This is a genomic window from Ferrimonas marina (genome assembly GCF_900129905.1).
In the GTDB taxonomy this organism is placed as follows: Bacteria; Pseudomonadota; Gammaproteobacteria; order Enterobacterales; family Shewanellaceae; genus Ferrimonas; species Ferrimonas marina.
In genome coordinates this window covers 460,139-486,861 of sequence record NZ_FQXG01000002.1, presented here as the reverse complement: position 1 = coordinate 486,861, position 26,723 = coordinate 460,139, and the positions used below count along the sequence as shown (strand labels likewise).

Sequence of the window (26,723 nt, the reverse complement as noted above, 5' to 3'; positions counted from 1 at the left end):
ATATGCCAACAAACGGTGCCTAACTCACCGATATATTGTGCTTTTTGATTAAAAGCTACTCTATCGCAGCGCGGGGCTGTCGGGAAGAGGCAAGTTGCAGGTAGACTGCCCCCGGGCCAACCCAGGCCATTCACTACAGGCAGTAAGGAGAGAGCATGCAGCTAAGGCGTGTGGATAAGGCGAGCTACCGCGCCACGGTAAACCGGGTGATCGTCGGCTTTGTTGGTGCGTTGGCCCTGTTGTCGGTGGCCCTGGGCAGCGGCTTGATCGCCCTGTTTGGTCAGGCCAGCACGGTAGCGGGGGAGTCCACCGGCAATTTTCACCTTAACCTGATTGGCGTGTTGTTGGCCCTGGCACTGTGCTCGGCGGTGCTGCACGGCTTGCGTCGCCACCCCAAGCTGGCGGATCTGTTCTACGTGTTTGGCCTTAAACAGCGCCAGGCCAAGATCTACTCGAAGATGGCGGCGCTGAAAGCCGCGGCCGAGCAGCGGCAGCCGGAGGCGTTGTCGATCCTGCTGTTCTACTACCGCAGTCAGCAGCAGGTGTACCAGCTGGATGACAACACCCTGACCCTGTCAGAGGTGAACCGGGATTGTGACCAGCTGGAGGCGCAGATGACCGAGCTGGGGCTGCCGCTGGACCCGGTGCAGTTGGATGAGGCGGCACTGGCGCGGTTCTAACTCCCCCTCAGATCCTCCGGCAGGCGCTCGGCGACGAAATCGCACCACAGCCGGGCCTTGTGGGTCAGCCCCAGGTGGCTGGGAAACAGCAGGTGGATCGGGAACGAGGGCAGCGACCAGCCGGGCAGTACCGACACCAGGGTGCCGGCCTCGCGCTGGGTGCGGACCAGGTAATCCGGCAAGGCGACGATCCCGGTTCCCGACTGGGCCAGGGTCACCAGGCTGGTGATGTCGTTGCAGCGCAGCACCGGGTTCAGCTCGATGACCTGGCGCTGAGCTCCTTGCTGCAATGGCCACTGCCCCGCCTGGCTGGCGTCGGTCATCACCAGTTGGCGATGCTCAGATAACGCTTCGGGCTGCTCCGGCGTGCCGTGCTGGGCCAGGTAACTTGGCGCCGCGTACAACCGGGCCTTGGCGCTGGCCAGTTGACGGCAGATCAGGCTGGAGTCCTCCAGTGCCCCCACCCGCACCGCCAGGTCGATCCCCTCCTGCACCAGATCCACCCGTCGGTTGTCCAACCTCAATACCACCTCGATGGCTGGGTAGCGGGCCATGAACTCCCCCAGGTGCGGTGCCAGCAGGTGCTGGCCCAGCGCCACCGACGCGCTGATGGTGAGGCGACCGCGGGGCTCGCCCTTGAGTTGCTCCAGGCTAGCCTGGGCCAGTTCCGACTCCTCCTGGATACGGCGGCAGTGTTGATAGAACTGGCGGCCGGCGTCGGTCAGTGCCACCGAGCGGGTGGTGCGCTCCAGCAGTCGTACCTGCAGGCTCTGCTCCAAAGCGGCGATGCGCCGGCTCAGCCGGGACTTGGGCAGCCCCAGGGCGCGGGCAGCGGCGGAGATCCCCTTAAGCTCCGCCACCTTGGCAAACAGCAGCGCGTCGTTCAGATCCATTGTTGCTCCTGGGTCAGCTTGGTTCACGAAGGCATAGTTTTGTTCCAAATATGGAACGATGATTTCCACAATAGCAGTCTACCCGGCCTGAATGGAACGGTTGATACTGAAGCCATCAACTCAACGGGAGGGAAGACCCATGATCACTCGCATCAACCACATCGGACTGCGTGTCCGCGATCTGGATACCGCCCTGGCGTTCTACCAGGGGCTGGGGTTTGAGTACATCGCCGGCCCCCTGGGGCCAGAGCCGGTGGCCGTGGTGGAACACCCCAGTGGCATCAATATCAACTTCATCCTCAACGCCGATCAGCCCAGCGGTAACCTGCTGATGGACGTGGCAGAGAAGCACACCGGATACACCCATGTCGCACTGGAGGTGACCAGTGGCGAAGCCCTGCTGGCGCGTTTGACGGAGCTGGGGATCCCGCTGAGCGGCGGGCCGATGCAGCACCCCACCGGCACCTCCTACTTTGTTCGTGATCCCGATGGTAATGTGGTGGAGTTTATTGACTACCAGGGGCTGGATGCCCTGCGCCAGATGGCCTCAACCCGTTACCAAAGGAACCCGTCATGAAACTGCTAGCCTTCGCCGCCAGTAATAGCCGTCACTCCATCAACCAGGCCTTGGTGCGCCACGCTGCCTCTTTGCTGGGGGAGGGGGTCGAGCTGGAGCTGCTGGACCTGAACGACTACGAGCTGCCGATCTTCTCGGTGGATCGGGAGGCCCAGCTGGGACAGCCCCCGGCCCTGGCTCAGCGCTTCTTTGACAAGATTGGCCAGGCCGATGCGCTGCTGATCAGCTTCGCTGAGCACAACGCCTCCTACACCGCGGCCTTTAAAAACCTGTTTGACTGGGCCTCGCGCATCGATATGGCGGTTTATCAGAACAAGCCGATGGTGATGCTGGCCACCTCGCCGGGTAAGGGCGGTGGACGCAACGTGCTGGCGGCGGCCACCGGCAGCGCCCCCTATTTCGGCGGCAAGGTGGTGGCACAGCTGTCGGTGCCGCGCTTCCATGAGGTGTTTGATCTGGAGCGCGGTGTGTTGACCGACCCAGAGCTGGCCACTGCGCTGGGTGAGGCGATGGCCGCCCTGGCAGTGGAGGCCTAGCCTCTAGCTCCCAGCTCCTAGCTCCTAGCTCGTAGCTCCTAGCTCCTGGCTGTTAGCTCCTAGTACCTAGCTCCTAGTACCTAGCTCCTAGTACCTAGCTCCTAGTACCTAGTACCTAGTACTTAGCTCCTAGTACCTAGTACCTAGTACCTAGCCCCTAGCCCCTAGCCCCTCAGTCATTCGGCGCGTTGCCCTTGTCCTCCGGCGGTGCCTTGGGCAGCTCGCGCACGTGCAGGTCCAGCTGCGGGAAGGCGATCTCGATGTTGGCCTCGCGGAAGCGTCGGTCGATCGCTTTGTTGATGGCGTGGATGACGAAGTTGCGGCTCTCGATCGCCGGGATGTAGAGGCGCAGTTCGAAGTCCAGGCTGCTGGCGCCGAAGCTGAGGAAGAACACCTGGGGTGCCGGATCGTCCAGCACCGTGGGGTGGTCGCGGGCCACCTCGTGCAGCAGCTCTTCTGCCTTGTCGATGTCGGAGCCGTAGGCCACCCCCACCGAGATCACCACCCTGGTCATGGGATCGGTCAGCGACCAGTTGATCAACTGGTCGGTGATGAAGGCCTTGTTGGGCACCACGATCTCCTTCATGTCCCAGTCGATGATGGTGGTGGCCCGGGTGTTGATGCGACTGACGGTGCCACTGAGGTTATTGATGGTGACGATGTCGCCAATGCGGATGGGGCGCTCGAACAGGATGATCAGGCCGGAGACGAAGTTGGCAAAGATCTCCTGCAGACCGAAACCCAGGCCAACCCCCACCGCGGCCACCAGCCACTGCAGCTTGGACCACTGGAAGCCGACCATGGCAAAGGCGGTCATCACCCCGGTCAGGATCACTAGGTAGCGCAGTATGGTGGTGATGGCGTAGCCAGAGCCGGGCTGCAAATCCAACCGACGCAGCACCAGCAGCTCCAGCATCCCCGGCAGGTTCTGCACCGCAAACAGGGTCAGCAACAGCAAGCCGATGGCGATCAGTACCGAGCGCAGGCTGATGTTGACCAGGGTAGCGCCGCTCTCGGTCTGCTCTATCACCTGCCAGAGCACCACATCGTTGAACCACTGGACCTGCTCTACCGCGCTGCCCCAGATCCCCAGCAGCGCGGCACCCAAGCCGATCAGCAGGGCCCCCTTGAGCAGGGCGAAGGATTGCTGGTTGACCTCGTCCAGCTCTATCTGCTCCTCGTCGATTTCCGGCATCGGCTCCGCCGGGGCCGAGCCCTCCTCACTCTGGCGAGCAGCCTGCTGCTCCAGCCACTCCTCCCGCAGTCGTTGTTGGCGCAGCTCGTGTTGCTCCGCCAGCAGCCAGCCCCGACCCAGCTGGCCGGCGATAAAGAACAGCACGATCACCATCATGGTGGTGCTCAGGTAGAGGGTGACGCTCAATCCGGCGTAGTAGTAGCCGAGTACGGTAAGCAGGAAGGCCACCGCCTGGGTGGTGAGCACCACCAGTTGCAAGCCCTTAAGGAACCAGGGGCGACGCAGCACCGTGGGCAGCACCCGCTCAAGGCTGCGCGGCGCCACCATACGCAGAAACAGCACCAGCAGCAGGGCCTGAACCGCCAACTGCAGCCAGCGCACCAACTCCGAGCCATGCGCCCCCGCCAGCAGGGTGCCCAGCATCATTGCCAACAGCAGCAACACCGAGGGCAGGCCACTGGCGATGGCCTGACGCTGCAGGGTGTTGCAGTAGTCCTTGGGCCAGTCCAGATGGTCACGCAGTACCCCGCCGGGGCTGCCGAGGGTGAACAGGGTTGCCATCAGCAGGGTGATCACCACCGCCAGGGTCAGCAGCGCCTGGATATCTAAGGGCTCCGGTTGTGGCCAGAAGGCGGTCAGCAGCTTGCTCATTGCCACCACCATCAGCGCCATCAGCACCGCGCCGGTGAGGCTGGCAAACAGCTTGGCGCGGAAGGGCTTGAAGCTCTGCTTGATGGTGGGCAGGGCCGCCAGGGCGCGGCGATGCTGACGGGAGCGGGACAGGGCGAAGCCGAAGGCCAGCACCGCCACTAACGCCAGGGCAAACTGGCGGGGCTGCTGCAATCGCAGCTGTGCCAAGGTATCGAGCAGGGGCTGCTCGATACCCAGCAGGGTGAAGCGGTTGAACCCCTCGGGCCATTGCCATAGCGGCGGGTGGCTGCGGGTCCAGAGCTGTTGCTGTTTGAGGTAACTGAGGCTGGAAGTGAGCTCCAGGTGATACTGCTCGCGCACGGTTTGCAGGTGGGTCAGGGTGATGATGAACTGCTCGTACTCTTCGTCCAGCTGTTGAACCAGCTGCTGCTGCAGCGATTCGGCCTGCTGCCAGAATGCGGCGCTCTGTTCCGGGTCCCAGGGCAGGACAGAGTCGTTATCAGCCTCACCCTGGATGCGATTTGCTGCGCCGGAGGGCTCGCTAGCTGGCTCACTGGGGTCGGCTTCGACCTCGGATTCATTGACCAGGGTGCGGGGGTCGACGATGGGGGGCAACTGGCGCAGTGAAAATTGACGCACGTGGGCCTGGGCTATCTGGCCCACCAGGTCGTCGTTAGGCGCCTGCTCCGGCAAGGCGCGCAGCTTGGCTCGCAGGGTGGCGCCAAAGGCGGTGCTTTTTTGCAGCCACTGGATGTTGTTGGCGATCAACTCCCGTTCGCTGGTCAGCTGCCGGGTTTGCTGCTCCAGCTGCTGTCGCCGCCGGGCCTGGTCATCGTTGCTGCTGACCAGCTCCGACAGCTCCCGGGCCAGGCGCTTGAGCTGCTCGGCGGTCTTCTTGGCCTGGGCATCCTGCTCCGGTGCCAGTCCCACCAGCGCGCTGCTTTGCCGCAACAGGTCCTGGGCCACGGTCTGCTTGGTCTGGCTGAGCATCCCCTGCAACCTTTCCCTTTGGGTCTGGGCGGCACTGAGCTGGCTTTGCAGCAGCTGCTGCTCCAGCTCCAGCGCGTTCTTTTTCTTGTCGTAGCTTTGCAGCTGCAGCTGACGGCCTTCGATCGCCAGGTTGAGCTTCTTGGTGTTGGCCAAAAACTGCCAGTAGGGCACCGGGGTCGCCTCGTTGGGCTCTACAGGGGTCAGCTCCCGCAGTTGGCGCGACAGATCGCTGAGCTCGCCGGGCAGCACCTCCGGCAGCCGCTCGACCTGTTGCATCGCCTGCTTATTGCGACTCAGTTGACGGCGCCAGTCCGCCTCGGCGGAATCCAACGCGGTAAGGGCCAGCTCTACATCGTCCGGTTCTTCGGACGGGGGCGGGCCAAACAGAGGATCCTCCGGAACCTGGTCCAGCTGCTGCTGCAGCGCCGACATCTGGCCGTTGTAGGCGGTCATAAAGTCGCGCAGGGTCTGGTTGGCCTGGGTGGCCTTTTCGTTGGCGTCGATGGTGGCTAGCAGGGTTTCGTAGCTTTGCACCAACTGGGGATCGGCATCCGCAGCCCCCTTTACCTCCTCAAGCTGCTGCTTGAGCTGTTCGGTCACCGGCATGTTGGCCGCCGCCGGCCAGCAGACCAGCCAAAAGAGTAGGGCAGTCAGCCCCATGCTGCGCCAGAGGGTCATCGCACACATCCTGTTCGCGTTTTGCCTTGATTTGATGTTACCGGAGTTTTGAGCGACTTATCTACGCCACTGCATTTAAGCTTGGCGGATCTTTATCCTGACGACAAAAACCTTTCGTTGTACGGCCTTGCGTACGGCGGGCACACTCCGCGCCGTTATCGTGCCCCCTCATGGGGGCGGTTTTCTAACTGGAGTGTGCCGTGAACTCAGCTGCTGTGCCGCAGGCGAAACCCAATCTGATGATGCCCGTCGCGGCCCTGACCCTGTTTGCGGTGGCTTCGGGCTTGTTGATGAGCGCCCTGGCGCTGTCACTGGCGCCCCAGGGGCTGCCGGCCAGCCTGGCCTCCTGGCTGGCCAGTGCCTACTTTGCCGGTTTGCTGCTGGGAGCGATGAACATTGAGCCGGTGGTACGGGCCCTGGGCCATCGCCAGGCCCTGGCGCTGTTCCTGGCGCTGCTGCTGGCCTCAGTCAGCCTGTTGCCACTCATGGTATCCGAGCCGGTTTGGCTGCTGTCTCGTCTGCTGGCGGGTTTTGCCAGTGCCGGTGTGTTCGTGGTGGTGGAGTCCTGGCTGCTGTTGTCCGGTAACGCCCGCCAACGTCCGCGCCGGTTGGCACTGTACATGACCGCCCTTTACGGCGGTAACGCCGTGGGTCAGGCGTCGCTGCAGTGGCTCGATAGCGCCAGCCTGGTGCCTATGGGGGCGGCGATGGCCCTGCTGTTGCTAGCCTTGTTGCTGCCGCTGCTGACGCGGCCACCGGTGCCACGATTGGCGACGCACCACAAACTGGGCTTCAAGGCGCTTAAGCGACTGCATCGCCCGGCAGTGGTGGGCTGCGTGGTGGCCGGCATGGTGCTCGGGCCGCTGTACGGCTTGATGCCCCTGTACCTGGAGCTGCGTCCGGGGGGCTCGGGCTACACCGGCTTGTGGATGGCCAGCCTGATCCTCGGTGGCATGCTGGTGCAGCCATTGCTCACCAGCTTGATGGCGCAGTGGCGGCACACCCTGCTGCTGGCGCTGTTTTGCCTGCTCGGTGGGGTAGCGGCGCTGTTGCTGTCACTGGCCACCACCACGGTGGGGGTGGCGGTGTCGTTGCTGATGCTGGGGATGGCGGCCTTCGCGCTTTATCCCATCACGGTGGTGATGGCCTGCCAGGGTCAGGCGGCGTTTCGCATCGTCTCCATCACTGAGTTGATGCTGCTGTGCTTTAGCCTGGGCTCGGTCGTGGGCCCGCTGGTGTCCGATTGGGGCCCCAATGGGCTGATGGCGCTGCCGGTGTTCTTCGCCCTGCTGTTTGGCGTCACCGGGGTGTACCTGATGCTGCAGCCCCAGGACAGCGCCGAGCGCTGGCTGACGGAGCCCCCAACTGAGCTGTAGCGCCGTCAGTCGCCCAGCTGCTGCAGGGTGAAGGCGGTGGCGGGGTCGGTCTGGGCCAGCAGCGCTTGGATACGACTAATGGCATCCACCGAGGAGCTGCCCTTGCGGTAGCTGAGGTAGACCGGGCGCTGCCACAGCTGGGCGTCACTGACGGCGAACAGCTGGCGCGAGTCGAGCAGCGGTTGTACCAGTGAAAGTGGCAGGTAGGCGGCGCCGCCCTTCTCCAGGATCAAATCCAGGGCGATACGGGCGGTGGAGGTGCGCAGGAAGGGCGCCGGTGTGCCCGGGTGGCGCTGACCGTGCTCGCTGGCAAAGCGGGTGCCCCAGTCGACGTAGATGTAGCCTGAGGCCAGGGCATCCGCCACCGTGCTGGGGGCGGTGGCCACCAGCATCAGGTCGAGGGTGGCCACCTCCTGGCTGACCAGATCGTCGGATTTCATCGGGTCAAACAGCAGGCCCAGGTCCAGGGTACGGTCGAGCAGGGCGTTGTTGATCTGCTCACGGCCGATGGCCTGGGCATTAAAGCCATACTCCGGCAGGGCCTCGATGATGCGACTCAGCCCCTGTTGCAGGTAGGCATCCCAGATGTTGGGGGTGCCGGCGATGCTGAGCTGAACCGCCTTGTTGCCCTCCAGCGCCAGGGCCAGCTTGGCCTGCTCCAAGGTGTTGACCATCACCTCGGCGTAGGGCACCAGCCGCTCGCCGGCGGAGGTGAGCTTGATGGCGTTGCGGTCGCGCACGAACAGCGGGGCGTCGAAGAACCCCTCCAGCTGCTTGATGCGGGCACTGACCGCCGCCTGGGTGATGTAGAGATCGGTGGCGGCGCGGCCAAAGTGACGCTGTTTGGCGACGGCCAGAAAGGTTCGAAAGACTTTTACATCCATGGATTTGGCTCGAACGAACTGATGGATTTCCATAATAGAACGCGTACGCCCACAGGATAAAGTCCGGCCTGCTGTCGTGGCGGCCGGGGGGATGTTGGGGCAGTTGCTTTAAGTTGCTGTCGATAGGCGACTATCTTCAAACAAGCGCGGGAGCGGACAGGCCAGGCAAGGAGGCGATCCCATGGCACAACAACCGGAGCTGGAATCGGCACGGGAGGAGATCAGTCAGCTGGTGGAGCGGCTGAACGAGGCCGAGCAAGACAACCAGTTTGCCCTGTTTGAGCAGGCCAAGGAGCAGATCGAGCCCGGCGAGCTGGCCCTGCTGCTGGAGTCCCTGCCGATCGCCCAGCGCCTGGAGCGCTGGCAGCAGGTTGAGCGCACCCAGCAGGTGGATGTGTTGGTGGCGATGCGGGCGGAGGCCCGGGGTGCCATCCTCCGTACGCTCTCTTCGCCCGAGCTGGAGCACTTGTTGCGGGGGGTTGATGCGGAGTCGCTGGTTGAGCTGGCCGACGATCTGCCTGAGTCCCTGTTGGACGAAGCCCTGACCCAGATGACCTCTCGTCAGCGCGACTGGTACGAGCAAGCCAACCAGTATGGCGAGGACGAGCTGGGCCGTTATCTCAATCATGACCTGGTGCTGGTGCCGGCCAATGCCCGGGTCAGTGAGGCCATCCGGGCACTGGGTCGCACCCAATTTAACTACAGTGAGCACGCCTACCTGGTGGATAAGCAGGGCCTATACCGCGGCGCGGTTTCGCTGGCCCAACTGCTTGCCTGCCCGGGCGATCTGCGTCTTAACAGCCAGGAGTGGCAGTCGGTGAACCCTTTGCTGAGTCACAGCAGTATCAACGATGCCACCGAAGCGGTAGAGCACAGTGGTTTCACCGCCTTGCCCGTGGTGGATCCTGAGGGGCGCCTGCAGGGACGGATCAGCCTCAACCTGGCGCTGGAACTGACCCGGGAGCAATACGAGGCCCGCCTGATGGCCACCGTGGGACTGGACGAGGAGACCGATCTGTTCTCCTCGGTCAAGCGCAGTGCCCAGCGTCGTGCGGTGTGGCTGGGCATCAACCTGATGACCGCCTTGCTCGCCTCCTGGGTGATTGGCCGTTTCGAGGCCACCCTGGTGCAGGTGGTGGCACTGGCGGTGCTGATGCCCATCGTTGCCTCCATGGGCGGTATCGCCGGCAGTCAGACCCTGACCCTGGTGATCCGCGGATTGGCGATGGGTCAGATCACCCAAGGCAACCTTTGGCCGCTGATCCGCAAGGAGCTGGGCGTGGGGTTGATCAACGGGGTGGCCTGGGCGGTGGTGATAGGGGTGGTCGCCACCTTGTGGTTTGGCAGTGGCATGACCGGGGTGGTGATGGCCCTGGCGATCGTTATCAATATCTCGGTGGCGGCGCTGGCGGGTGTGCTGATCCCGGTTTGGCTGGACCGCGTGCGGATCGATCCCGCCCTGTCCGGTTCGGTGATCCTGACCACGGTGACCGACGTGGTGGGGTTTGTCTCGTTCTTGGGGCTGGGCACCTGGTTTTTGCTCGGCTGAGATATCTGAAACTTTTACCCAAAGGGTAAAAAACTATTGTTATCGCAATGTTGTGCGCGTTGTCATAATCCCGCGCAAATCATTGGCCTGTCATTAAGAGGAACAGAGCAATGCAACAATCCCCCGAGCGTATGCGGGTGGGGTGGCGTGAGTGGGTGGCGCTGCCTGAGTTAGGCATCGAACGCATCAAGGCAAAGCTGGACACCGGGGCACGTACCTCCTGTCTGCACGCCTTTAAAACCGAGCCCTTCGAGCGGGACAACAAGCCCTGGCTGCGGATGCATGTCCACCCCCACCAGGGGGACGAGCAGACCGTGTTGGTGTGTGAGGCGCCGCTTGTGGAGTACCGCAAGGTGACCGATTCCGGCGGCCATGCTGAACAGCGCCCGGTGATCCTGACCGAGCTGACCATGGGCGGTGCGCGTTGGCCGATTGAGATGACCGTGACCAACCGCGACACCATGAAGTTTCGTATGTTGATTGGCCGTACCGCGATGCAGGGCCATCTGATGGTGGACGCCGAGGCGTCGTTTCTACTGGGTAAGGAGTGAAAGATGAAGATCGGGATCCTGTCGCGTAACCGCAAGCTTTACTCCACCCGTCGCCTGATCGAGGCGGCGGAAGCCCGGGGTCATGAAGCGGTGGTGATCGACGCGCTGCGCTGCTACATGAACATCAACTCGGACCAGCCCACCATTCATACCCAGGGGGAGAGCCTGGAGGGGTTCGATGCCATCATTCCGCGCATTGGCGCCTCGGTGACCTTCTACGGCTGCGCCGTGCTGCGTCAGTTCGAGATGATGGGGGTGTTTCCGGTCAACGAATCGGTGGCGATCACCCGCTCGCGGGACAAGCTGCGTTCGTTGCAGCTGCTCTCTCGCCGCCAGATCGGCATGCCGGTCACTGGCTTTGCCAGCAAGCCTGATGACATCAAGGATTTGCTGGACATGGTTGGGGGCGCCCCGGTGGTGATCAAGCTGCTGGAGGGCACCCAGGGCATTGGCGTGGTGCTGGCGGAGACCCGCAAGGCGGCGGAGAGCGTGATTGAGGCGTTTCTTGGCCTCAAGGCCAACATCATGGTGCAGGAGTTCATCAAGGAGGCGGGCGGGGCTGACATCCGCTGCTTCGTGATCGGCGACAAGGTGATCGCCGCAATGAAGCGCCAGGGTGCCGAGGGGGAGTTTCGCTCCAACCTGCACCGCGGTGGCAGCGCCTCGCTGGTGCGGATCAGTCCGCAGGAGCGCAAGACCGCGGTGGAGGCCGCCAAGGCGATGGGCCTGCGGGTGGCCGGGGTGGATCTGCTGCGATCCGAACGTGGCCCGCTGGTGATGGAGGTGAACTCCTCACCGGGGCTGGAGGGGATCGAACGCGCCACCGGCAAGGACGTGGCGGGGATGATCATCGAGTACATCGAAAAGAACGCAAAACCACAGAGGACAAAAACGCGTGGCAAGGGTTAAACGAAACACTCCCTTTACCCTGGCGGGCATCGACGTGGCGCCCGCCAGTCGGCAGCTGATCGATCTGGAGGTGGCGCAGTTGTATACCCATGCGCCGCTGAGTATCCCGGTGGAGGTGGTCAATGGCCGCCTGGCCGGGCCGGTGTTGCTGGTGTGTGCAGCCATTCATGGCGATGAGCTCAATGGGGTCGAAGCGGTTCGTCGGCTGATGACCCAGGTAGACGCGACGCGACTGCGCGGCACCCTGATTGCGGTGCCGGTAGTCAACGTGTTCGGCTTCATCCAGAAGAGTCGCTACCTGCCGGACCGACGGGATCTGAACCGCTGCTTCCCAGGCTCAGAGCAAGGCTCAATCGCCGCGCGTCTGGCCCACCAGTTTTACCAGCAGGTGGTGCAGACCAGCAGCCATATCATCGATCTGCACACCGGCGCAGTGCATCGAACCAATCTACCGCAGCTGCGGGTCAACCTGGACGATGAAGCCAGCGCTGCTATGGCTGAGGCCTTTGGTGTGCCGGTCATGCTCGACGCCAAATCCCGGGACGGCTCACTGCGGGCCCTGGCGCAAGGAGAGGGGATCCCGGTGATCACCTACGAGGGCGGCGAGGCGCTGCGGTTTGAGCCGGTGGCGATCAACACCGCGGTGCGAGGGTGCCTGCGGGTGATGCGTCATCTGGGCATGCTGCGGGGGCGAGCGACTCGGGTGCGCTCTGAGGTCGCCACGGCGCGCAGCAGCAGTTGGGTTCGGGCAGAGCAAAACGGCATCCTGCGCAGTCAGGTCAAGCTTGGACAGCGGGTCAGCCAGGGCGAGGTGTTAGCCCGTATCGCTGCACCGCTGGGTCAGGGGGAGTGTGACATCCTGGCCCCCAGGGAGGGGATCGTCATTGGTCAGCAAACCCTGCCATTGGTGAACGAAGGCGATGCGCTGTTTCATCTGGCCTATTTTGACCGGGCAGAAGCCAACTTGGCCGAGGTGCAGATCGACACCCTATGGGCTGAGCAAGGGGAGGGGAGTACCCCGTCGCTGGCGGTGGAATAGGACTCAGTGCATCTCCAGGGTGCGCTGACCCTGGCGCTTCGGGGTGCCGCGCTGTTCCAACTGGCCGTTTTCGACCCGCTGGTAGTAGTTCAGCGTGGTGGGCAGTGGGTCCAGTGACATGGCACCCCACTGGTGCTGGGGCAGGCTGGAGAGCAGATCGTCCACGTCGACAACGGGGACAAAGCTGAAGAAGGGCTGCACCGCCTGGCCGCCGCCGACGGTGTTGTCCCACTGGTACAGGCTTTGGCCACTGAGTTGGTGCTGACGGTCAAAGGTCAGCAGCAGGAAGCTGCCCTGGACCTTGGCCTGGCCCCAGTCCAGGTTAAGGAAGTCCAGCGGGGTGCCACGCAGGCTAAGGCCTACCGCCTCTTCGCGAATACGCCAGTGCTCCCAGGCCATGACGTAGCCGCTTTGAGTGCTGGCCAGGCGCAGTGGCGGCCCCAGTTGGCTCAGTACCTGGCTGAGGCTCAGCGGTTGGGCTGACTCCGTCGCCAGGGTGTCAGGCAATGCCTGGCCCATTTCGTAGCGATTAAGAGTGCAGCCGCTAAGCAGCGTTAGAGCGAGCAACATCAGGGCCAGCTGTCGCACCCTCGGCGTCACCGCCTGGAGGGGAAGCCCGGCGCGGTCAGCTCTCATCCTGCACCACGGTGGCATAGTCGGTGAGCAGGTCGTTCTCATCGAAGAAGAACACCGCCCGGTCGTAGCGGGTGTTGCGGTCGAGCCGGTTATAGACCACCAGGATCAGGGCGTTGCCGCGCTCCTTTTCAAACAGGTAATACAGGGCGCTCTCGTCGCCCAGTGCCACCATCTGCGACGGCGGACCCAGCAAAGCCAGCACATCACGACGATGGCTCTCGCCCTTGACCAGGGTATCGGCCAGGTTCTCTTGCCAGCCCACTTCCACACCCCGGTTGTTGTTGAACTGGGCACAGCCAGCCAGCAGTGACAGCAGCAATGCGATCATCCCGATCTTCATAGCGAATCCTTCCTTTGAGTCTCTGGGTTGTGAAACTGCTCGATCTCAGCCTGCGGCAAATGCCTCAGCCAGGCAAGGCCAAACCGACAGAAACGAAACAATAGTGATAGGTATTGTTATTCATTGGCATTCTGGCCTAGACATTTTGTCCCTGCGCGGCCTCCGGCTTTTGCTTTCTTTGGGAGAATTTTCTTTTTGGATTTTGCCCTATTGTGACCTTGGTCACGGATCCGGCCGAATCTCTCCCCTGCTGAATGTCACTATATTGTGAAATTTTCGTATCCAGTTGTATCTGAGCCCAATTTCTTGGTCAGACCAATCCAGTCTGGGGTTAACCCCCTGTTAAGTTTTGGTTGGTTTTTGTGGGTTTGCCCCTTTAAGGCCAGCTAAACCCGAGTCAAGTTAACGCTGTGACAACAATTTCTGGGCGGAAGCGAACGTGATCCCGGTCAATGTTGGCTTGGGTGGCTTTCTTCATCCTGTGCCGGCCTACGCCTAAGAGGGATGAACAATATGAAAGTTGCGCTTTTCATACCGTGTCTGGTCAACCACATGGTTCCCCATGTGGGGATCGCCACGGTGGAGTTGCTGGAGAAACTGGGTCACCGGGTAGTGCTGCCTAAGGGCCAGACCTGTTGTGGTCAGCCCATGACCAACTCCGGTTGCTTCGAAGACGCCAAAAAAACCACCCTGAAGCTGCTCAATGCCTTTAAAGGGGTCGATTGCGATTACATCGTCTGCCCCGCCGCTTCCTGCCTGGTGGCGGCCAAAGAGAATTTCCATGAGTTTGACGACAGCCCGGAAGCCCAGGCGGTGATCGGCAAGCTCAAAGAGCTCACCGAGTTCCTCCATGACGTCGAGGGGCTGGAGCGCTTCAACAAGCCGTTCCCCCACAAGGTGAGCCTGCAGATGTCCTGTCACGGTATCCGCATGCTGGATCTGGCGACCCCCTCAGAGACCAAAGGCTACAGCTACAACAAGGTCGAGGCGCTGCTGTCCCACATCGAAGGCATTGAGATCACCTACCCGGCGCGCCGTGATGAGTGCTGCGGTTTCGGCGGCACCTTCGCCCTGGATGAGGGCGCCGTGTCCGGCAAGATGGGCAAAGACAAGGCCCAGGCCCACGCCGATACCGGGGCCGACTACGTGGTGGGCTTTGATCCCTCCTGCATGATGCACCTGGATGGTGTGATTCGTCGTCAGCAATACCCGGTGAAAACCCTGCACATTGCTGAAGTGATCAACATGGCGCTGTAAGGAGAGACACCGATGGCACTGTTAGGAGAACTGGAAACCCACGCCAGCGCGGCGGCCAAATTCAACCGCGATGAAGACCGGGTGAACTGGCACGACAAGGCGTTGTGGAACCTGCGCCACAAGCGTGACCAGGCTGCAGACAGCATTGGCGGCGACGAGTGGGAGCGGGTGAAGCAGCTCGGCTCCGAGATCAAGCACCACACCCTGGCCAACCTGGGTAAGTACCTGGAAGAGTTCGAAGCCAACTGTGAGAAGAACGGCATCGTGGTGCACTGGGCCAAGGATGCCAAGGAGCACAACGAGATCGTGCTGGGCCTGCTGCAGAAGCACCAGGTTAAGAAGCTGGTGAAGTCCAAATCCATGCTGACCGAGGAGTGTCACCTTAACCCCTACCTGGAAAAGCAGGGGATCGAGGTGATCGACACCGACCTGGGTGAGCGCATCATTCAGCTGCGTCAGGAGCCGCCGAGCCACATCGTGGTGCCCGCCATCCACCTCAAGAAAGAGGAAGTGGGTGAGCTGTTCCACGAGAAGATCGGCTCCGAGAAGGGCGCCTCCTGCCCCACCTACCTGACCAAGCAGGCTCGTTACCACCTGCGCGATCACTTCCTCAGCGCCGACGCGGCCCTGACCGGGGTGAACATGGCGGTGGCCAGCGAAGGCTCGGTGGTGGTGTGCACCAACGAAGGCAACGCCGACATGGGCGCCAACCTGCCCAAGCTGCAGATCCACTGCATGGGCATCGATAAGATCGTCCCCAACCTGGATGCGGTCGGCGTGCTGACCCGGACCCTGGCGCGTAACGCCACCGGTCAGCCCAGCACCACCTACAACAGCATCTACAAGGGCCCGAAACAGGGCGGCGAGATGCACGTGGTGATGGTGGATAACGGCCGTACCGAGCTGTTCAAGGATCCGCTGTTGGCGGAAGCCTACAAGTGCATCCGCTGTGGTGGCTGTCTCAACACCTGTCCGGTGTACCGCCGCTCCAGTGGCTACAGCTACAACGCGCTGATCCCCGGTCCCATCGGCATCGCCGTGTCCGCCGGTGACGACGAAACCAACTCCCTGGCCTGGGCCTGCACCCTGTGTGGCTCCTGCACCAAGGTGTGCCCCACCAAGGTGCCGCTGGATCAGATCATCCATCACTGGCGCAAGATCCATGCGAAGCAGGGCAAGTTGCCCTATGGCAAGGGCCGCTACATGCCGCTGGTGGGCAAGTTCATGGGCAGCGAAGGTTGTCTGAACAGCTCCATGGGCATGGCCCGCGGTGCCCTGCGGATCCTGCCGGGCTCGGTGATGAAGCCCTTTGGCGGTGCCTGGACCGAACACCGGGAACTGCCGCTGGCGCCGGAGACCGGCTCCTTTGAAAAATGGTTCAACAAGCACCGGGGGAACATCTGATGTCCAGTCGTGCAGCAATCCTGGCCAATCTGGCTGAACTGAATCTGCCCAACCAGCCGATGCCGGAGATCCTGGCGCCGGAACTGGAGGGGGATCTGGCGGAACTCCTGGCGGCCTCTGTTGAGAAGGTTGGCGGTCAGTTGATCCCCGTCACCAGCACCGACGCGATCCAGGCCTACCTGGACGCCAAGGTGGAGAACGGTGAACAGGTGATGAGCCTGGTGGACGGGCTCAACGGCAATCGCCCGCTGGATGATAGCCCCCATGCCTTGCGCAATGTGGATCACACCCTGATCCGGGCCGATTTTGCCGTAGCGGAAAATGGCGCGGTGTTTATCGAGCAGGGGGCCATGGGCCACCGGGCCGCGCCCTACATTACCGAGCACCTGGCGGTGGTGGTCAAGGCGGGGGATATCTTTGCCACCATGCATCAGGCGGTGCCGGCCATCGACATGGCCCGGGGCGAACATGGCGTGTTTATCGCCGGTCCGTCGAAGACCGCAGACATCGAACAGGCACTGGTGATCGGTGCCCACGGTGCCAGCTCCATGACGGTTTTCCTGCTGGGCTAACAATGGCAATTTTGAAAAAGGCACCCCTCGGGGTGCCTTTTTTATGACCTGATAATTAATAGGCTATTGTTTATCCGCTTATATCCGGAAATATTTGTGGATGATTCAGTCTTAAATTAATCAAATCCTTTCATATTGACCCTGGTTCTGTAATTGAATTACATAATATTGCCGCATGGAAATGAGAATTAGTTCAAGTGGCTGGATTTACCTGTCTTTTTGCGACAAATTGGCAGGGTGGCTTGGGACAAAATGGTCCAGTGATAATTTAATGACCCTTTTATTACGGCAAATCCCGCCATTCTGAGGTGTTCAGTCCGACCTCGCTTTTTACCTGCGCAACTTCACATTTTGGAACTAAAGCAAGATACAGCGATTTATGACGAAGAATTGCTCGAAGTGAGTATGCCAAATGTCACTTAAGTAATTGATTTTATGTGATTTATTCTTTCAGGGGCCAGCCTTTTTTCAACCGATCGAGTTGTTTTTCTTTGACAGCTAACCGAGGGGTTTTGTGATGGTGGTCCCACCTTTTGCCCCGGGTGTGACAAGGCGTATCAGGACCGGCTGAAAGTCCATAACAAGTTGGCACGATTGATGTAGATCACGGTTTTGTCTCTGTTATTCGCAAAGAATATTCCACGGCTGCGCGCCTTAATATCAAATCTATAATTCAGAGCGCGCAACGAAATTCATACTAGGATATTTGACAACGTCTTGGATGACCCTGAGGTACTGCCCGTGACATTTATTCAAACTCTTGCCACCTTGACGCCGGTTATTTCCGTACTGGTGTTCCTGGTTCTGATGCGCATGCCAGCTTCCCGTGCCATGCCCATCTCCGCTGTTCTGACCGGCCTGGTCGCTCTCTTCGTCTGGGAGATGGATGGCACCTACCTGATGGCTTCCATCGTGGAAGGCTTCTACTCTGCCATTACCCCTCTGAGCATCATCTTTGGTGCGATCTTCCTGCTGAATACCCTGAAGAACTCCGGCGCCATGGACACCATCCGTGCCGGCTTCACCAACATCAGTGCGGATGCCCGGGTTCAGGTGATCATCATCTGCTGGCTGTTCGGCTCCTTCATTGAAGGTTCTGCCGGCTTCGGTACTCCGGCCGCCATCGGTGCGCCGCTGCTGGTGCTGCTGGGTGTGCCGCCGATCGCCGCCGCTGTGGTAGCGCTGATCGCCGACTCCACCTCCGTGTCCTTCGGTGCTATTGGTCTGCCGGTGCTGTTCGGTATGGAGCAAGGCCTGATGGAAGGCGGTGTCTCCATGGCCGCTGCCCAGATCGCCGAGCACGGTGGCAGCTTCGCTGACTACGCCCGCTTTATCGCCCTGCACATGATCACCATTGACCTGGTGACCGGCTCGCTGATCCCGCTGGTGCTGGTGGCGGTACTGACCGGCTTCTTCGGCCGCAACAAGTCCTTCGCTGAAGGTCTGGCGATCTGGAAGTTTGCTCTGTTCGCAGGTCTGGCCTTTACCATCCCGGCCTGGGCCATCAACTACATCGCCGGTCCGGAGTTCCCCTCCGTGATTGGTGCCCTGATCGGCATGGCCATCGTTATCCCGGCCGCCAAGAAAGGCTTCCTGTTGCCGGCGCAGCCCTGGAATGACTTCGCCCAGAGCGACGACGTCAAGACCGAAGCCCCGGTTGCTGGCCAGCCGCAATCCGTCGGTGCTGCCGCCACCAAGAACGAGATCTCCCAAGTGGCTGCCTGGGCCCCTTACCTGGTGATGGCCGCTCTGCTGGTGCTGTCCCGTACCGTGGCGCCGCTGAAGTCCTTCCTGCTGAGCTTCAACATCGGCGGTTCTGGCATCATGGGTACCAACCTGGGTTGGGGTTTCCAAACCCTGTACGCCCCGGGCGCCTTCTTCGTGACTGTCTGTATCCTGGGTTTCTTCATCTTCAAGATGAAGCCGGTAGCCTTTAAGAACAGCTTCACCACCTCCTGCAAGTCCATGGTACCGACCATCATCTCCCTGGGTGCGTCCGTACCTATGGTGAAGATCTTCCTCAACTCCGGCGAAAACAGCCTGGGCCTGGCTTCCATGCCGACTCAGCTGGCGGAACTGCTGGCCAACTCCATGGGCGCCGTTTGGGCCTGGATGGCGCCGGTAGTGGGGATCTTCGGTGCCTTCCTGTCCGGCTCCGCGACCTTCTCCAACATGATGTTCTCCGGCCTGCAATACGGCGTAGCGGACAACATCGGCATGAACCACGCCCTGGCGCTGGCTCTGCAGGGTATCGGTGCTAACGCCGGTAACATGATGTGTGTGATGAACGTTGTGGCGGCTGCCACCGTGGTAGGCATGGCCGGCCGCGAGTCTGAGATCATCCGTAAGACCCTGCCGGTAGCGCTGGGTTACGCCATGGTCGCAGGCACCATCGCCTTTATCTGGGGCGGTTTGTAAACCACCACTTGTAAGACTTTGAGCTGGGGGCGAGAGCCCCTGGCTTTTGCTGTTTTGACATAGGAAGTACTGAATTATGTTGCAAGCAAACCTTTCCGTGCTGGCGGACAAGCTGTCCCTGGCCCTGCACCAAGACCGCGTCTACACCGATAACCTGCGCCGCGTGGCTTGGGGTACCGACGCCTCCTTCTACCAGAAGCGCCCCCAGGTGGTACTGCACCCGGAGAACGAAGCGGAAGTGGCCAACGCCCTGACCCTGTGTCACGAAGCCAAGACCCCGGTGACCTTCCGTGCCGCTGGTACCGCGCTGTGTGGTCAGGCCCTGTCCGACTCCGTTTTGATGGTAGCCGGCCAGCACTGGACCGACTACGAAGTGCTGGATGACGGTGCCCGCATCAAGCTGCAGCCTGGCGTGATCGGCGCCAAGGTCAACCAGATCCTGGCCCCGCTGGGCTGGAAGTTCGGCCCGGACCCGGCCACCATCACCTCCGCCATGGTCGGCGGTATCGTGGCTAACAACGCCTCCGGCATGAACTGTGGTACCCACCACAACTCCTACCGCCTGATCGACTCTGCCCGCATCATCCTGGCCGACGGCACCGTGCTGGATACCGGCTGCGAAGAGAGCCGTAAGCAGTTTGCGATGAAGCGCCCCGAGGTGCTGGAAGGTCTGGCCGAGATCCGTGACACCATCATGGCGGACGAAGCCATGGTGGCCCGCATCAAGCGCAAGTACTCCATCAAGAACGTGACCGGCTTCGGCATGAACTCCTTTGTGGATTACAGCGATCCGTTCGACATCCTGCTGCGCCTGATGGTGGGCTCCGAGGGTACCCTGGGCTTCCTGTCCGAGGTAACCATGAAGAGCGTGGTCAAGCCGACCCACTCCGCCTCCGCCATGGTGTACTTCGACTCCCTCAAGGGCGCCTGTGAGGCGATCGTTGAACTGCGTCAGGACGCCTTTGACGAGACCAACGCCGCTGAGCTGCTGGACAACTTCGCCCTGAAGGCCGTTGCGGCTTCCAAGTACCAGACCCCGGAGTTCCTGGCGGACATCCATAAGGACGTCACCGCGGTACTGTTCGAAACCTTCGGCATGAGCCAGGAGCAGGTTGAGGCCAACATCGCCAAGATGAGCGGCATCATGGCTAAGCACGGCCTCTACCGTGAGGTGGAGTTCACCCAGGACACCGCTGAGATCACCAACATGTGGGCGATCCGTAAGGCGGTCTTCCCGCTGGCTGGTTCCATGCGTCCGGCGGGCACCTCCTGCGTGATCGAGGACGTGGCCTTCCCCATCGAGGTACTGCCCCAGGCGACCCTGGATCTGCAGGCGCTCTCCTTCGCCCACGGCTACAGCGACGCGGTGATCTACGGCCACGCGCTGGAAGGCAACTACCACGTTATCTTCTCCCAGAACTTCGGCACCCAGGAAGAGATCGATCGCTTCGACCGCTTCATGCAGGAGATGGTGGAGCTGGTGGCGGTGAAGTACGACGGCTCCCTCAAGGCGGAGCACGGTACCGGCTTCGGTATGGCCTCCTTCGTTGAGAAGGAGTGGGGCAGCGAGATCTACGCCCTGATGAACCGCGTCAAGCAGGTGATGGACCCGGCCGGGATCCTCAACCCGGGCGTGATCATCAACGACGACCCGAACTGTCACGCGGAAGGCTTCAAGCCGCTGCCGAAGATCCACGACATCGTCGACAAGTGCATCGAGTGTGGCTTCTGTGAGCAGCACTGTGTGGCCCACGGTCTGACCCTGTCTCCGCGTCAGCGCACCGCCGTTGCCCGGGTGATGAAGACCCTGGAAACCACCGGCCAGGAGCCGGAAGTACTGGCGGATCTGAAGAAGCAGTACCCCTACTTCGCATTGGAGACCTGTGCCGGTGATGGCCTGTGTCAGAGCGGCTGTCCGATGGGTATCGACACCGGTAAGTACGTGAAAGCGGTACGTGCCGAGATCGCCACCGACGGCGAGAAGAAGCTGGCCAAGTTCACCGCCGAGAAGTTCGGCACCCTGGAGCCGGTGGCACGCTTTGCCCTGGGCGCGACCGATGTGGCCCGTGCGGTGATTGGCGACAAAGGCCTGACTGCGGTGACCAAGGTTGCCCGTAAACTGCCGCTGGGTATGCCGGTGCCGCAGTGGAGCGAAGGCATGCCGAGCCGCGCCAAGGCGCTGCCGGAGCTGCGCACCGAGGGTGACACCAAGGTGGTGTACTTCCCGGCCTGTGTTCACAGCATGTTCGGTAACTCGCCGAAGGCTAAGGACCAGCCGTCCGCGCCGGTCGCAGTGAAGTCCCTGTTTGAGAAAGCCGGGGTGGAGATGGTGAGCGGTCACAAGCCCAAGGGTCTGTGCTGTGGTCAGCCGTGGGAGTCCAATGGTCACAACGACCAGGCTGACGCCAAGACCGACGAGCTGTGTGCGTGGCTGCTGGAGGTGTCCAATAACGGTGAATACCCCATCGTGGTGGAGACCACCACCTGTATGGAGCGGGTACAGCGCAAGGGCGATAAGCGTCTGAACATCCTCGGTCCGGAAGAGTTCGCCATGCAGTACCTGGTGGACAAGCTGGAGATCAGCAAGATCGAAGACAAGATCGCCGTTCACCCGACCTGTACCTGTCGTAAGCTGGGTATCGTCGGTGATCTGGTCGGCATCGCCGAGCTGTGTGCCAACGAAGTCGTGGTACCTGAGAAGGTTGGCTGCTGTGGCATGGCCGGTAACCGGGGCATGAACCACCCGGAGCTGAACGAGCACGCTCTGCGTCACCTGAAAGAGGAAACCAAGGACCAGGGTTGCACCAGCGGTTACTCCGTGTCTGCGACCTGTGAGGTGGGCCTGACCACCTACTCCGGTATCCCCTACAACAACATCCTGACCCTGCTGGATCGCGCCTCCAAGCCGAAGGCAAAGAGCCACTAAGCAGCGATGTCTGAATGATTAAGCGCCCTACGGGGCGCTTTTTTTGTGCCTGCATGCCATTGGGTTTGCAAAGCGCCATCACGGTTTCCATACCCCATTTGCGAATCCCTGGTCACCCTGGCGGCTTATCTTGTGATCCGGATCAATGAAATCATAAGTTGCAAAATAAATGCATGAAAAGGGCAGGCGAGGATCGTATGCTGCCATCAAAACATGAACATTAAATGCAACTTTAAGGATTGAGCCATGTTTTGTGTGCAGTGTGAGCAAACCATCCAAACCCCCGTCGCCAAGGGCTGTGCCTACAGCACCGGTATGTGTGGCAAGACCGCCGAGATCTCCGATCTGCAAGATGTGCTGGTCTACCTGCTGCAGGGGGTGAGCGCCTACGCCCATCTGGCCCGCCAGCACGGCATCGTCGATGGCGAAGTGGATACTTACCTACCCCAGGCCTTCTTCTCCACCCTGACCAACGTCAACTTCGACGCCGACCGACTGGTGGCTTACACCGAGCGGGCCATGGCCCTGCGCAATCGTCTCAAGGCCGCCTATCTGCAGGCCTGTGAGGAGAAGGGCGTGAGCCCGGTGGAGCCGGTGGGTGCCGCCCAGTTTGCCCTGACCGTGGATAAGGCCGAGATGCTGGCCCGGGCGCCGGAGACCCTGGTGAACCGTGGCCTGGCCGAAGTCGGTGAGGACATCGTTGGTCTGCGCCTGCTGTGCCTGTATGGCCTCAAGGGGGTGGCAGCCTACCTGGAGCATGCCCGGGTACTGGGTCAGCAAAGTGATGAGCTCTACGGCGAACTGCACCGCATCATGGCGCGCCTGGGGGAAGACCCCAGTGATATGGGCGAGCTGCTCAAGCTCTCCATGGATATCGGCATGCTCAACTTTGGCGTGATGGAGCTGCTGGACAGCGGCGAGACCCAGCGCTTTGGTCATCCCAAGCCGGTTAAGGTCAACATGAAGCCGGTGGCGGGCAAGGCGATCCTGGTGTCTGGCCACGACCTGATTGACCTGCAACACCTGCTGGAGCAGACCCAGGGCACCGGCATCAACGTTTATACCCATGGTGAGATGCTGCCGGCCCACGCCTACCCGGAGCTGGGCCACAAGTACCCCCACCTGGTGGGCAACTACGGCACCGCCTGGCAAAACCAGCAGAAGGAGTTTGCCGCCTTCCCCGGTGCCATTGTGATGACCTCCAACTGTCTCATCGATCCCAACCCGGGTCGCGGTATTGAAGGCTATGGCGATCGCCTGTTCACCCGCTCCATCGTGGGCTGGCCCGGCGTCACCCACCTGGAAGGCGACGACTTCAGTGCGGTGATCGCCACCGCCCAGGCCTGCGAGGGCTTCCGCTACGACGAGATCCCGCACTACACCACCACCGGCTTCGCCCGCAACGCCCTGATGGAAGCTGCCCCGGCGGTGATCGACCAGGTCAAGGCCGGCAACATCCAGCACTTCTTCCTGCTGGGCGGCTGCGACGGCGATAAGGCCGAGCGTAACTACTACACCCAGTTCGCTGCCCAGGCGCCGAAGGACACCCTGATCCTGACCCTGGCCTGCGGCAAGTTTAAGTTCAACGACCTGGAGTTTGGCGACATCAACGGGGTGCCGCGCTTCCTCGATGTAGGCCAATGCAACGACGCCTACTCCGCCATTCAGCTGGCCCTGGCGCTGTCTGAGGCGTTTGACTGCGGTGTCAACGAGCTGCCGCTGTCGCTGGTGCTGTCCTGGTTTGAGCAGAAGGCGATCGCCATTCTGCTGACCCTGCTGGCACTGGGGATCAAGGACATCCGGGTTGGACCCACTGCACCGGCCTTCCTCACCGACAACCTGGTAGCTGCTCTGAATGAACAGTTTGGTCTGCGCCTGATCACCACCGTTGAGCAGGACCTGGCAGACATGCTCGCCGCTTGAGTCCGGCTAGGACGCCACCCTTGCCCCGCAGAGACTGCGGGGCTTTTTTTCCCGCTGACATGACGGAAGGAGTGTGTCGATGCAACTCACCTGCGTAGGGGTCGCCGCTGAAACCGCCGATGTGACCCGCTTTACCTTTATGGCCGACACCCCGGTATCGTTCGAGCCGGGCCAGTTTGTCTCCTTGAAGGTGCCCATCGGGGGGCGCACCTCAGTGCGGGCCTACAGCCTCAGCTCGGTCCCCGGCGAGTCGCGCCTGCAGATGGCGATCAAGCGGGTGCCCGGCGGTCGGGTCTCCAACCATCTGCTCGACCACCTCAAGCAGGGCGATCAACTGGAGGCTTTGCCGCCGGCGGGCCACTTTACCAGCACTCAGGCTGGTTCTGGCCCCTGGTTGCTGATGGCCGCCGGCTGTGGCATCACGCCACTGTTCTCGATGTTGCGGGATCGGCTGCAGCGGGAGCCGGAGGCGGACGTCGTGCTGCTGTTCAGCGTCCGCGATGCCAGCCATCGATTGTTTGCCCGGGAGCTGGAGTTCCTGGCCCAGCGTTACCCCAAATTCCAGCTGCACTGGCGCTTCAGCGCTGAGCAGGGGCGTCTGGATGGTGAACAGCTGGCCCAGTTGGTGACCGACGTGGCGGCACGCAGTGTGATGATCTGTGGCCCGGAAGGCTACATGAGCGATGCTGAGGCGATGACCCGGTCCCTGGGGGCCGAGCGGGTGCACTGCGAGGCGTTCCATACCCAGACCTCAGCGCTGGACTCAGCTGACACCAGCAGCGGTCACACCCTGGCAGTGGATGGCATCGAGTTGCCGATCCTACCGGGTCAGACGGTGCTGGACAGCCTGGAAGCCGGCGGTATCCCGATCCTGGCGGCCTGCCGTACCGGGGTGTGCGGCTCTTGCAAGTGCCAGGGTGAGAAGGACAAGCTGCAGACCAGCTCCACCATGGGGCTGAGCGAGGAGGAGATAGAGCAGGGCTACTTCCTGGCGTGCTCCTCCACGGTCACCGGCGATATGTCGCTGGAGTGGGAAGACTGAATCAATCCACCCCCCTTTCGACTGCAAAACGCCGTGCTTGTCACGGCGTTTTTATTGCCCCTAACCAATAGGTTGAACAAAAGCTGAACTGCCGGTGAGGCAGGCTTAAGCAAACCTTTTAAAGCGTATGGTGTATGAATAAAGTGACCAGCATCTGGCCATGAAGGTCAGCCCTGGCGCCAAAGCCAGGAGTTCATCAGCACATTAACCAAGGAACATTGTGATGCGCACAATTGCTGCCGCCCTGTTGGCGGCCCTGCTGGCCACGGGTTGTTCAGTCCGGGTAGCGGACCTCACCTACGTCACCACCAAGAACATCGATGTGGATGCCCCAGACAAATACGAGCGAGTGGAGCGGGTGGCCGGCGAGGATCGCTCCTACATCATCAGCTTTATCCCCACCGGCTTCCCCAACATGGAGGAGGCGATCGACAACACCATTGAGTCGGTGCCCAATGGGGTAGCGCTGGAGAACGCCACCATCAAGCGGGAAACCTTCTACATTCCGTTCCTGTTTGGCTCTGAAGCCTATGTGGTTGAGGGGGATGTGGTAGCGGAGAAGCGCCCCTGAGCCAACGAAAGACAGCGAACAGAAACGCCACCCAAAGGGGTGGCGTTTCTTGCTTTTGCCTCGTTGTCAGAGCGGGTAACAATCGAAGTCTTGGGCAAAGGCAATCTCGTCTTTGAAGCTTGCCGCTAGTACGACTTGAGTCTCTTGTTGAACGCTCGAGGTGGCGGTGCGATCCAGAAAGTGACTGAGCACCAGGGTGCTGGCTTTAGATTGGCCGACGATCGTAGCGATGGCATCGGGCTTCATGTGCAGGCGCTCCACCGGGCCACTGTAGCTTTGCGGTAGGGCATTGTGGGCGATGATGATATCCGCCTCATCCGCCATCGCCTTGAGGTAACCCGGGCCGCTGCTGTCGCCGGTGACAAACAGGGTTTTGTCTTCCAGGGTAACGGACCAGGCCAGGGCCGGGACGCCACCGTGCTTGGCGTCAGCGCTGGCAAACCTCAGATCGCCCAAGGCAAAGCTTGTCGGGGTTTCACTGGGCTGAATGTCCCGTGGCACCCAGCGATAGCTGGCCTTGCTAAAGCTGGGATCCGGTGCCTCGGCGAGGAAGTTGTTGAGATAGGGATAAAGTCCTTCCAAACCCAGCAGGCGCTGCATGTAGTCCGTCATCCCTGGGGTGAGCTGGTTGCCGGTTGGTCCATAGATGGGCAATGGCACCTCACGGCCGTCAAAGTAACTGGCCTTGAGCAGGCTGATGAGATCGGCGACGTGGTCAACGTGCATGTGGGAGATCAGGATGGCGTCCAGATCGGCCATCTGCGCCCCTGCTTGCTTGAAGTTCATCGCGGTACCGGCGCCGGCGTCGATCAGCACTCGAGCCTTACCATCCTGCCAAATCAGGTAGCTGGTGGAAGCCAGGCCGGTGGTCAGCTCCGGTCCCCCGGCCCCCAGCACCTGAACATAGGCTCCCTTGTCTGGACATTGCTGGCTGGGTGCAGGGGCTGCCCACAAAGTGGCGGGCAGCATGGCAGCTGCGAAAAACATGCTGGTCAGTTTCACTCTCATCTCCTACCTTGGTGCGGCGGCAGTATAGGTAGGAGCTAAGGGGGATTGGGCGGTCATTTTGCGACACCCTGTGGCAACACCGCTGTTTTGTGACCTGGAATAATGGCGGGCGTAGAAA

General features: G+C 61.4%; 22 protein-coding genes. 16 read left to right on the top strand and 6 right to left on the bottom strand.

Annotation, left to right across the window (positions count from 1 at the left end; translation table 11 throughout):
* The first annotated feature begins 155 nt into the window (after nt 1–155).
* Nucleotides 156–680 (top strand): DUF3087 family protein, encoded by a 525-nt coding sequence (locus BUC04_RS05840; protein WP_067659206.1) that lies wholly within the window; start codon nt 156–158, stop codon nt 678–680.
* Here the strand turns inward: BUC04_RS05840 and BUC04_RS05835 are convergent.
* Entirely contained in the window at nt 677–1,573 is an 897-nt protein-coding gene (locus BUC04_RS05835; protein ID WP_067659200.1) for a LysR family transcriptional regulator, read from the bottom strand. The two genes, BUC04_RS05840 and BUC04_RS05835, sit on opposite strands and share 4 nt — an antisense overlap.
* A 139-nt stretch (nt 1,574–1,712) precedes the next feature.
* On the opposite strand from BUC04_RS05835, the gene BUC04_RS05830 reads away from it, so the two are divergent.
* Nucleotides 1,713–2,150 (top strand): VOC family protein, encoded by a 438-nt coding sequence (locus tag BUC04_RS05830; protein ID WP_067659197.1) that lies wholly within the window; start codon nt 1,713–1,715, stop codon nt 2,148–2,150.
* Nucleotides 2,147–2,686, top strand: coding sequence for an NADPH-dependent FMN reductase (locus tag BUC04_RS05825; protein WP_067659194.1), 540 nt, complete (start codon nt 2,147–2,149; stop codon nt 2,684–2,686). Before BUC04_RS05830 ends, BUC04_RS05825 begins: the two co-directional genes overlap by 4 nt.
* Nucleotides 2,687–2,858: 172 nt before the next feature.
* Here BUC04_RS05825 and BUC04_RS05820 read toward each other — a convergent pair whose 3' ends face one another.
* A complete protein-coding gene (locus BUC04_RS05820) occupies nt 2,859–6,200 on the bottom strand; it encodes a mechanosensitive ion channel domain-containing protein (protein ID WP_067659191.1) in 3,342 nt (1,113 codons plus the stop codon).
* 200 nt (nt 6,201–6,400) lie between these two features.
* On the opposite strand from BUC04_RS05820, the gene BUC04_RS05815 reads away from it, so the two are divergent.
* Complete coding sequence (locus tag BUC04_RS05815; RefSeq protein ID WP_067659188.1) at nt 6,401–7,576, top strand: MFS transporter; 1,176 nt, start codon at nt 6,401–6,403, stop codon at nt 7,574–7,576.
* 5 nt (nt 7,577–7,581) lie between these two features.
* Here the strand turns inward: BUC04_RS05815 and BUC04_RS05810 are convergent, their stop codons facing one another.
* Complete coding sequence (locus BUC04_RS05810) at nt 7,582–8,460, bottom strand: LysR family transcriptional regulator (RefSeq protein WP_067659185.1); 879 nt, start codon at nt 8,458–8,460, stop codon at nt 7,582–7,584.
* Nucleotides 8,461–8,641: 181 nt separating this feature from the next.
* On the opposite strand from BUC04_RS05810, the gene BUC04_RS05805 reads away from it, so the two are divergent.
* The 4 genes from BUC04_RS05805 (at nt 8,642) to BUC04_RS05790 (ending at nt 12,508) form a co-directional block, all read left to right on the top strand.
* Nucleotides 8,642–10,009, top strand: coding sequence for a magnesium transporter (locus tag BUC04_RS05805; RefSeq protein WP_067659182.1), 1,368 nt, complete (start codon nt 8,642–8,644; stop codon nt 10,007–10,009).
* 110 nt (nt 10,010–10,119) lie between these two features.
* Nucleotides 10,120–10,560 carry an ATP-dependent zinc protease family protein gene (locus BUC04_RS05800; protein ID WP_067659179.1) on the top strand — a complete coding sequence of 147 codons (441 nt, stop codon included), beginning with the start codon at nt 10,120–10,122 and terminating at the stop codon, nt 10,558–10,560.
* A 3-nt stretch (nt 10,561–10,563) separates the two neighbouring features.
* A complete protein-coding gene (gene rimK, locus BUC04_RS05795) occupies nt 10,564–11,469 on the top strand; it encodes a 30S ribosomal protein S6--L-glutamate ligase (protein ID WP_067659176.1) in 906 nt (301 codons plus the stop codon).
* Nucleotides 11,456–12,508, top strand: a complete 1,053-nt coding sequence (locus BUC04_RS05790; RefSeq protein ID WP_067659173.1) for a succinylglutamate desuccinylase/aspartoacylase family protein — start codon at nt 11,456–11,458, stop codon at nt 12,506–12,508. The genes rimK and BUC04_RS05790 overlap by 14 nt, the downstream gene beginning before the upstream one ends.
* 3 nt (nt 12,509–12,511) lie before the next feature.
* Here BUC04_RS05790 and BUC04_RS05785 read toward each other — a convergent pair whose 3' ends face one another.
* Together BUC04_RS05785 and BUC04_RS05780 are read right to left on the bottom strand one after the other, a co-directional pair.
* Nucleotides 12,512–13,078 (bottom strand): hypothetical protein, encoded by a 567-nt coding sequence (locus BUC04_RS05785; protein WP_067659391.1) that lies wholly within the window; start codon nt 13,076–13,078, stop codon nt 12,512–12,514.
* A 55-nt stretch (nt 13,079–13,133) separates the two neighbouring features.
* Entirely contained in the window at nt 13,134–13,484 is a 351-nt protein-coding gene (locus tag BUC04_RS05780) for a hypothetical protein (RefSeq protein ID WP_067659170.1), read from the bottom strand.
* Nucleotides 13,485–13,997: 513 nt separating this feature from the next.
* Between BUC04_RS05780 and BUC04_RS05775 the strand changes: the two genes are divergently transcribed.
* From BUC04_RS05775 to BUC04_RS05740, 8 genes are all read left to right on the top strand, one after another.
* Nucleotides 13,998–14,741, top strand: a complete 744-nt coding sequence (locus BUC04_RS05775) for a (Fe-S)-binding protein (RefSeq protein ID WP_067659167.1) — start codon at nt 13,998–14,000, stop codon at nt 14,739–14,741.
* 12 nt (nt 14,742–14,753) lie between these two features.
* On the top strand, nt 14,754–16,145 hold the full coding sequence (locus BUC04_RS05770) for a lactate utilization protein B (RefSeq protein ID WP_067659164.1): 1,392 nt from the start codon (nt 14,754–14,756) through the stop codon (nt 16,143–16,145).
* On the top strand, nt 16,145–16,717 hold the full coding sequence (locus tag BUC04_RS05765; protein WP_067659161.1) for a LutC/YkgG family protein: 573 nt from the start codon (nt 16,145–16,147) through the stop codon (nt 16,715–16,717). The genes BUC04_RS05770 and BUC04_RS05765 overlap by 1 nt, the downstream gene beginning before the upstream one ends.
* 741 nt (nt 16,718–17,458) lie before the next feature.
* On the top strand, nt 17,459–19,135 hold the full coding sequence (locus tag BUC04_RS05760; protein ID WP_073325695.1) for an L-lactate permease: 1,677 nt from the start codon (nt 17,459–17,461) through the stop codon (nt 19,133–19,135).
* A gap of 76 nt (nt 19,136–19,211) precedes the next feature.
* Nucleotides 19,212–22,061, top strand: a complete 2,850-nt coding sequence (locus BUC04_RS05755) for an FAD-binding and (Fe-S)-binding domain-containing protein (RefSeq protein WP_067659155.1) — start codon at nt 19,212–19,214, stop codon at nt 22,059–22,061.
* Nucleotides 22,062–22,307: 246 nt separating this feature from the next.
* Nucleotides 22,308–23,984 carry a hydroxylamine reductase gene (gene hcp, locus BUC04_RS05750; RefSeq protein ID WP_067659153.1) on the top strand — a complete coding sequence of 559 codons (1,677 nt, stop codon included), beginning with the start codon at nt 22,308–22,310 and terminating at the stop codon, nt 23,982–23,984.
* Between the two features lie 79 nt (nt 23,985–24,063).
* The gene (locus BUC04_RS05745; RefSeq protein WP_067659150.1) at nt 24,064–25,026 is read left to right on the top strand and encodes a flavin reductase family protein; all 963 of its coding nucleotides are present in this window, start codon (nt 24,064–24,066) and stop codon (nt 25,024–25,026) included.
* Nucleotides 25,027–25,249: 223 nt separating this feature from the next.
* On the top strand, nt 25,250–25,597 hold the full coding sequence (locus tag BUC04_RS05740; protein WP_067659147.1) for a hypothetical protein: 348 nt from the start codon (nt 25,250–25,252) through the stop codon (nt 25,595–25,597).
* Between the two features lie 66 nt (nt 25,598–25,663).
* Here BUC04_RS05740 and BUC04_RS05735 read toward each other — a convergent pair whose 3' ends face one another.
* Nucleotides 25,664–26,599, bottom strand: a complete 936-nt coding sequence (locus BUC04_RS05735) for an MBL fold metallo-hydrolase (protein WP_067659144.1) — start codon at nt 26,597–26,599, stop codon at nt 25,664–25,666.
* Between the last annotated feature and the right edge of the window lie 124 nt (nt 26,600–26,723).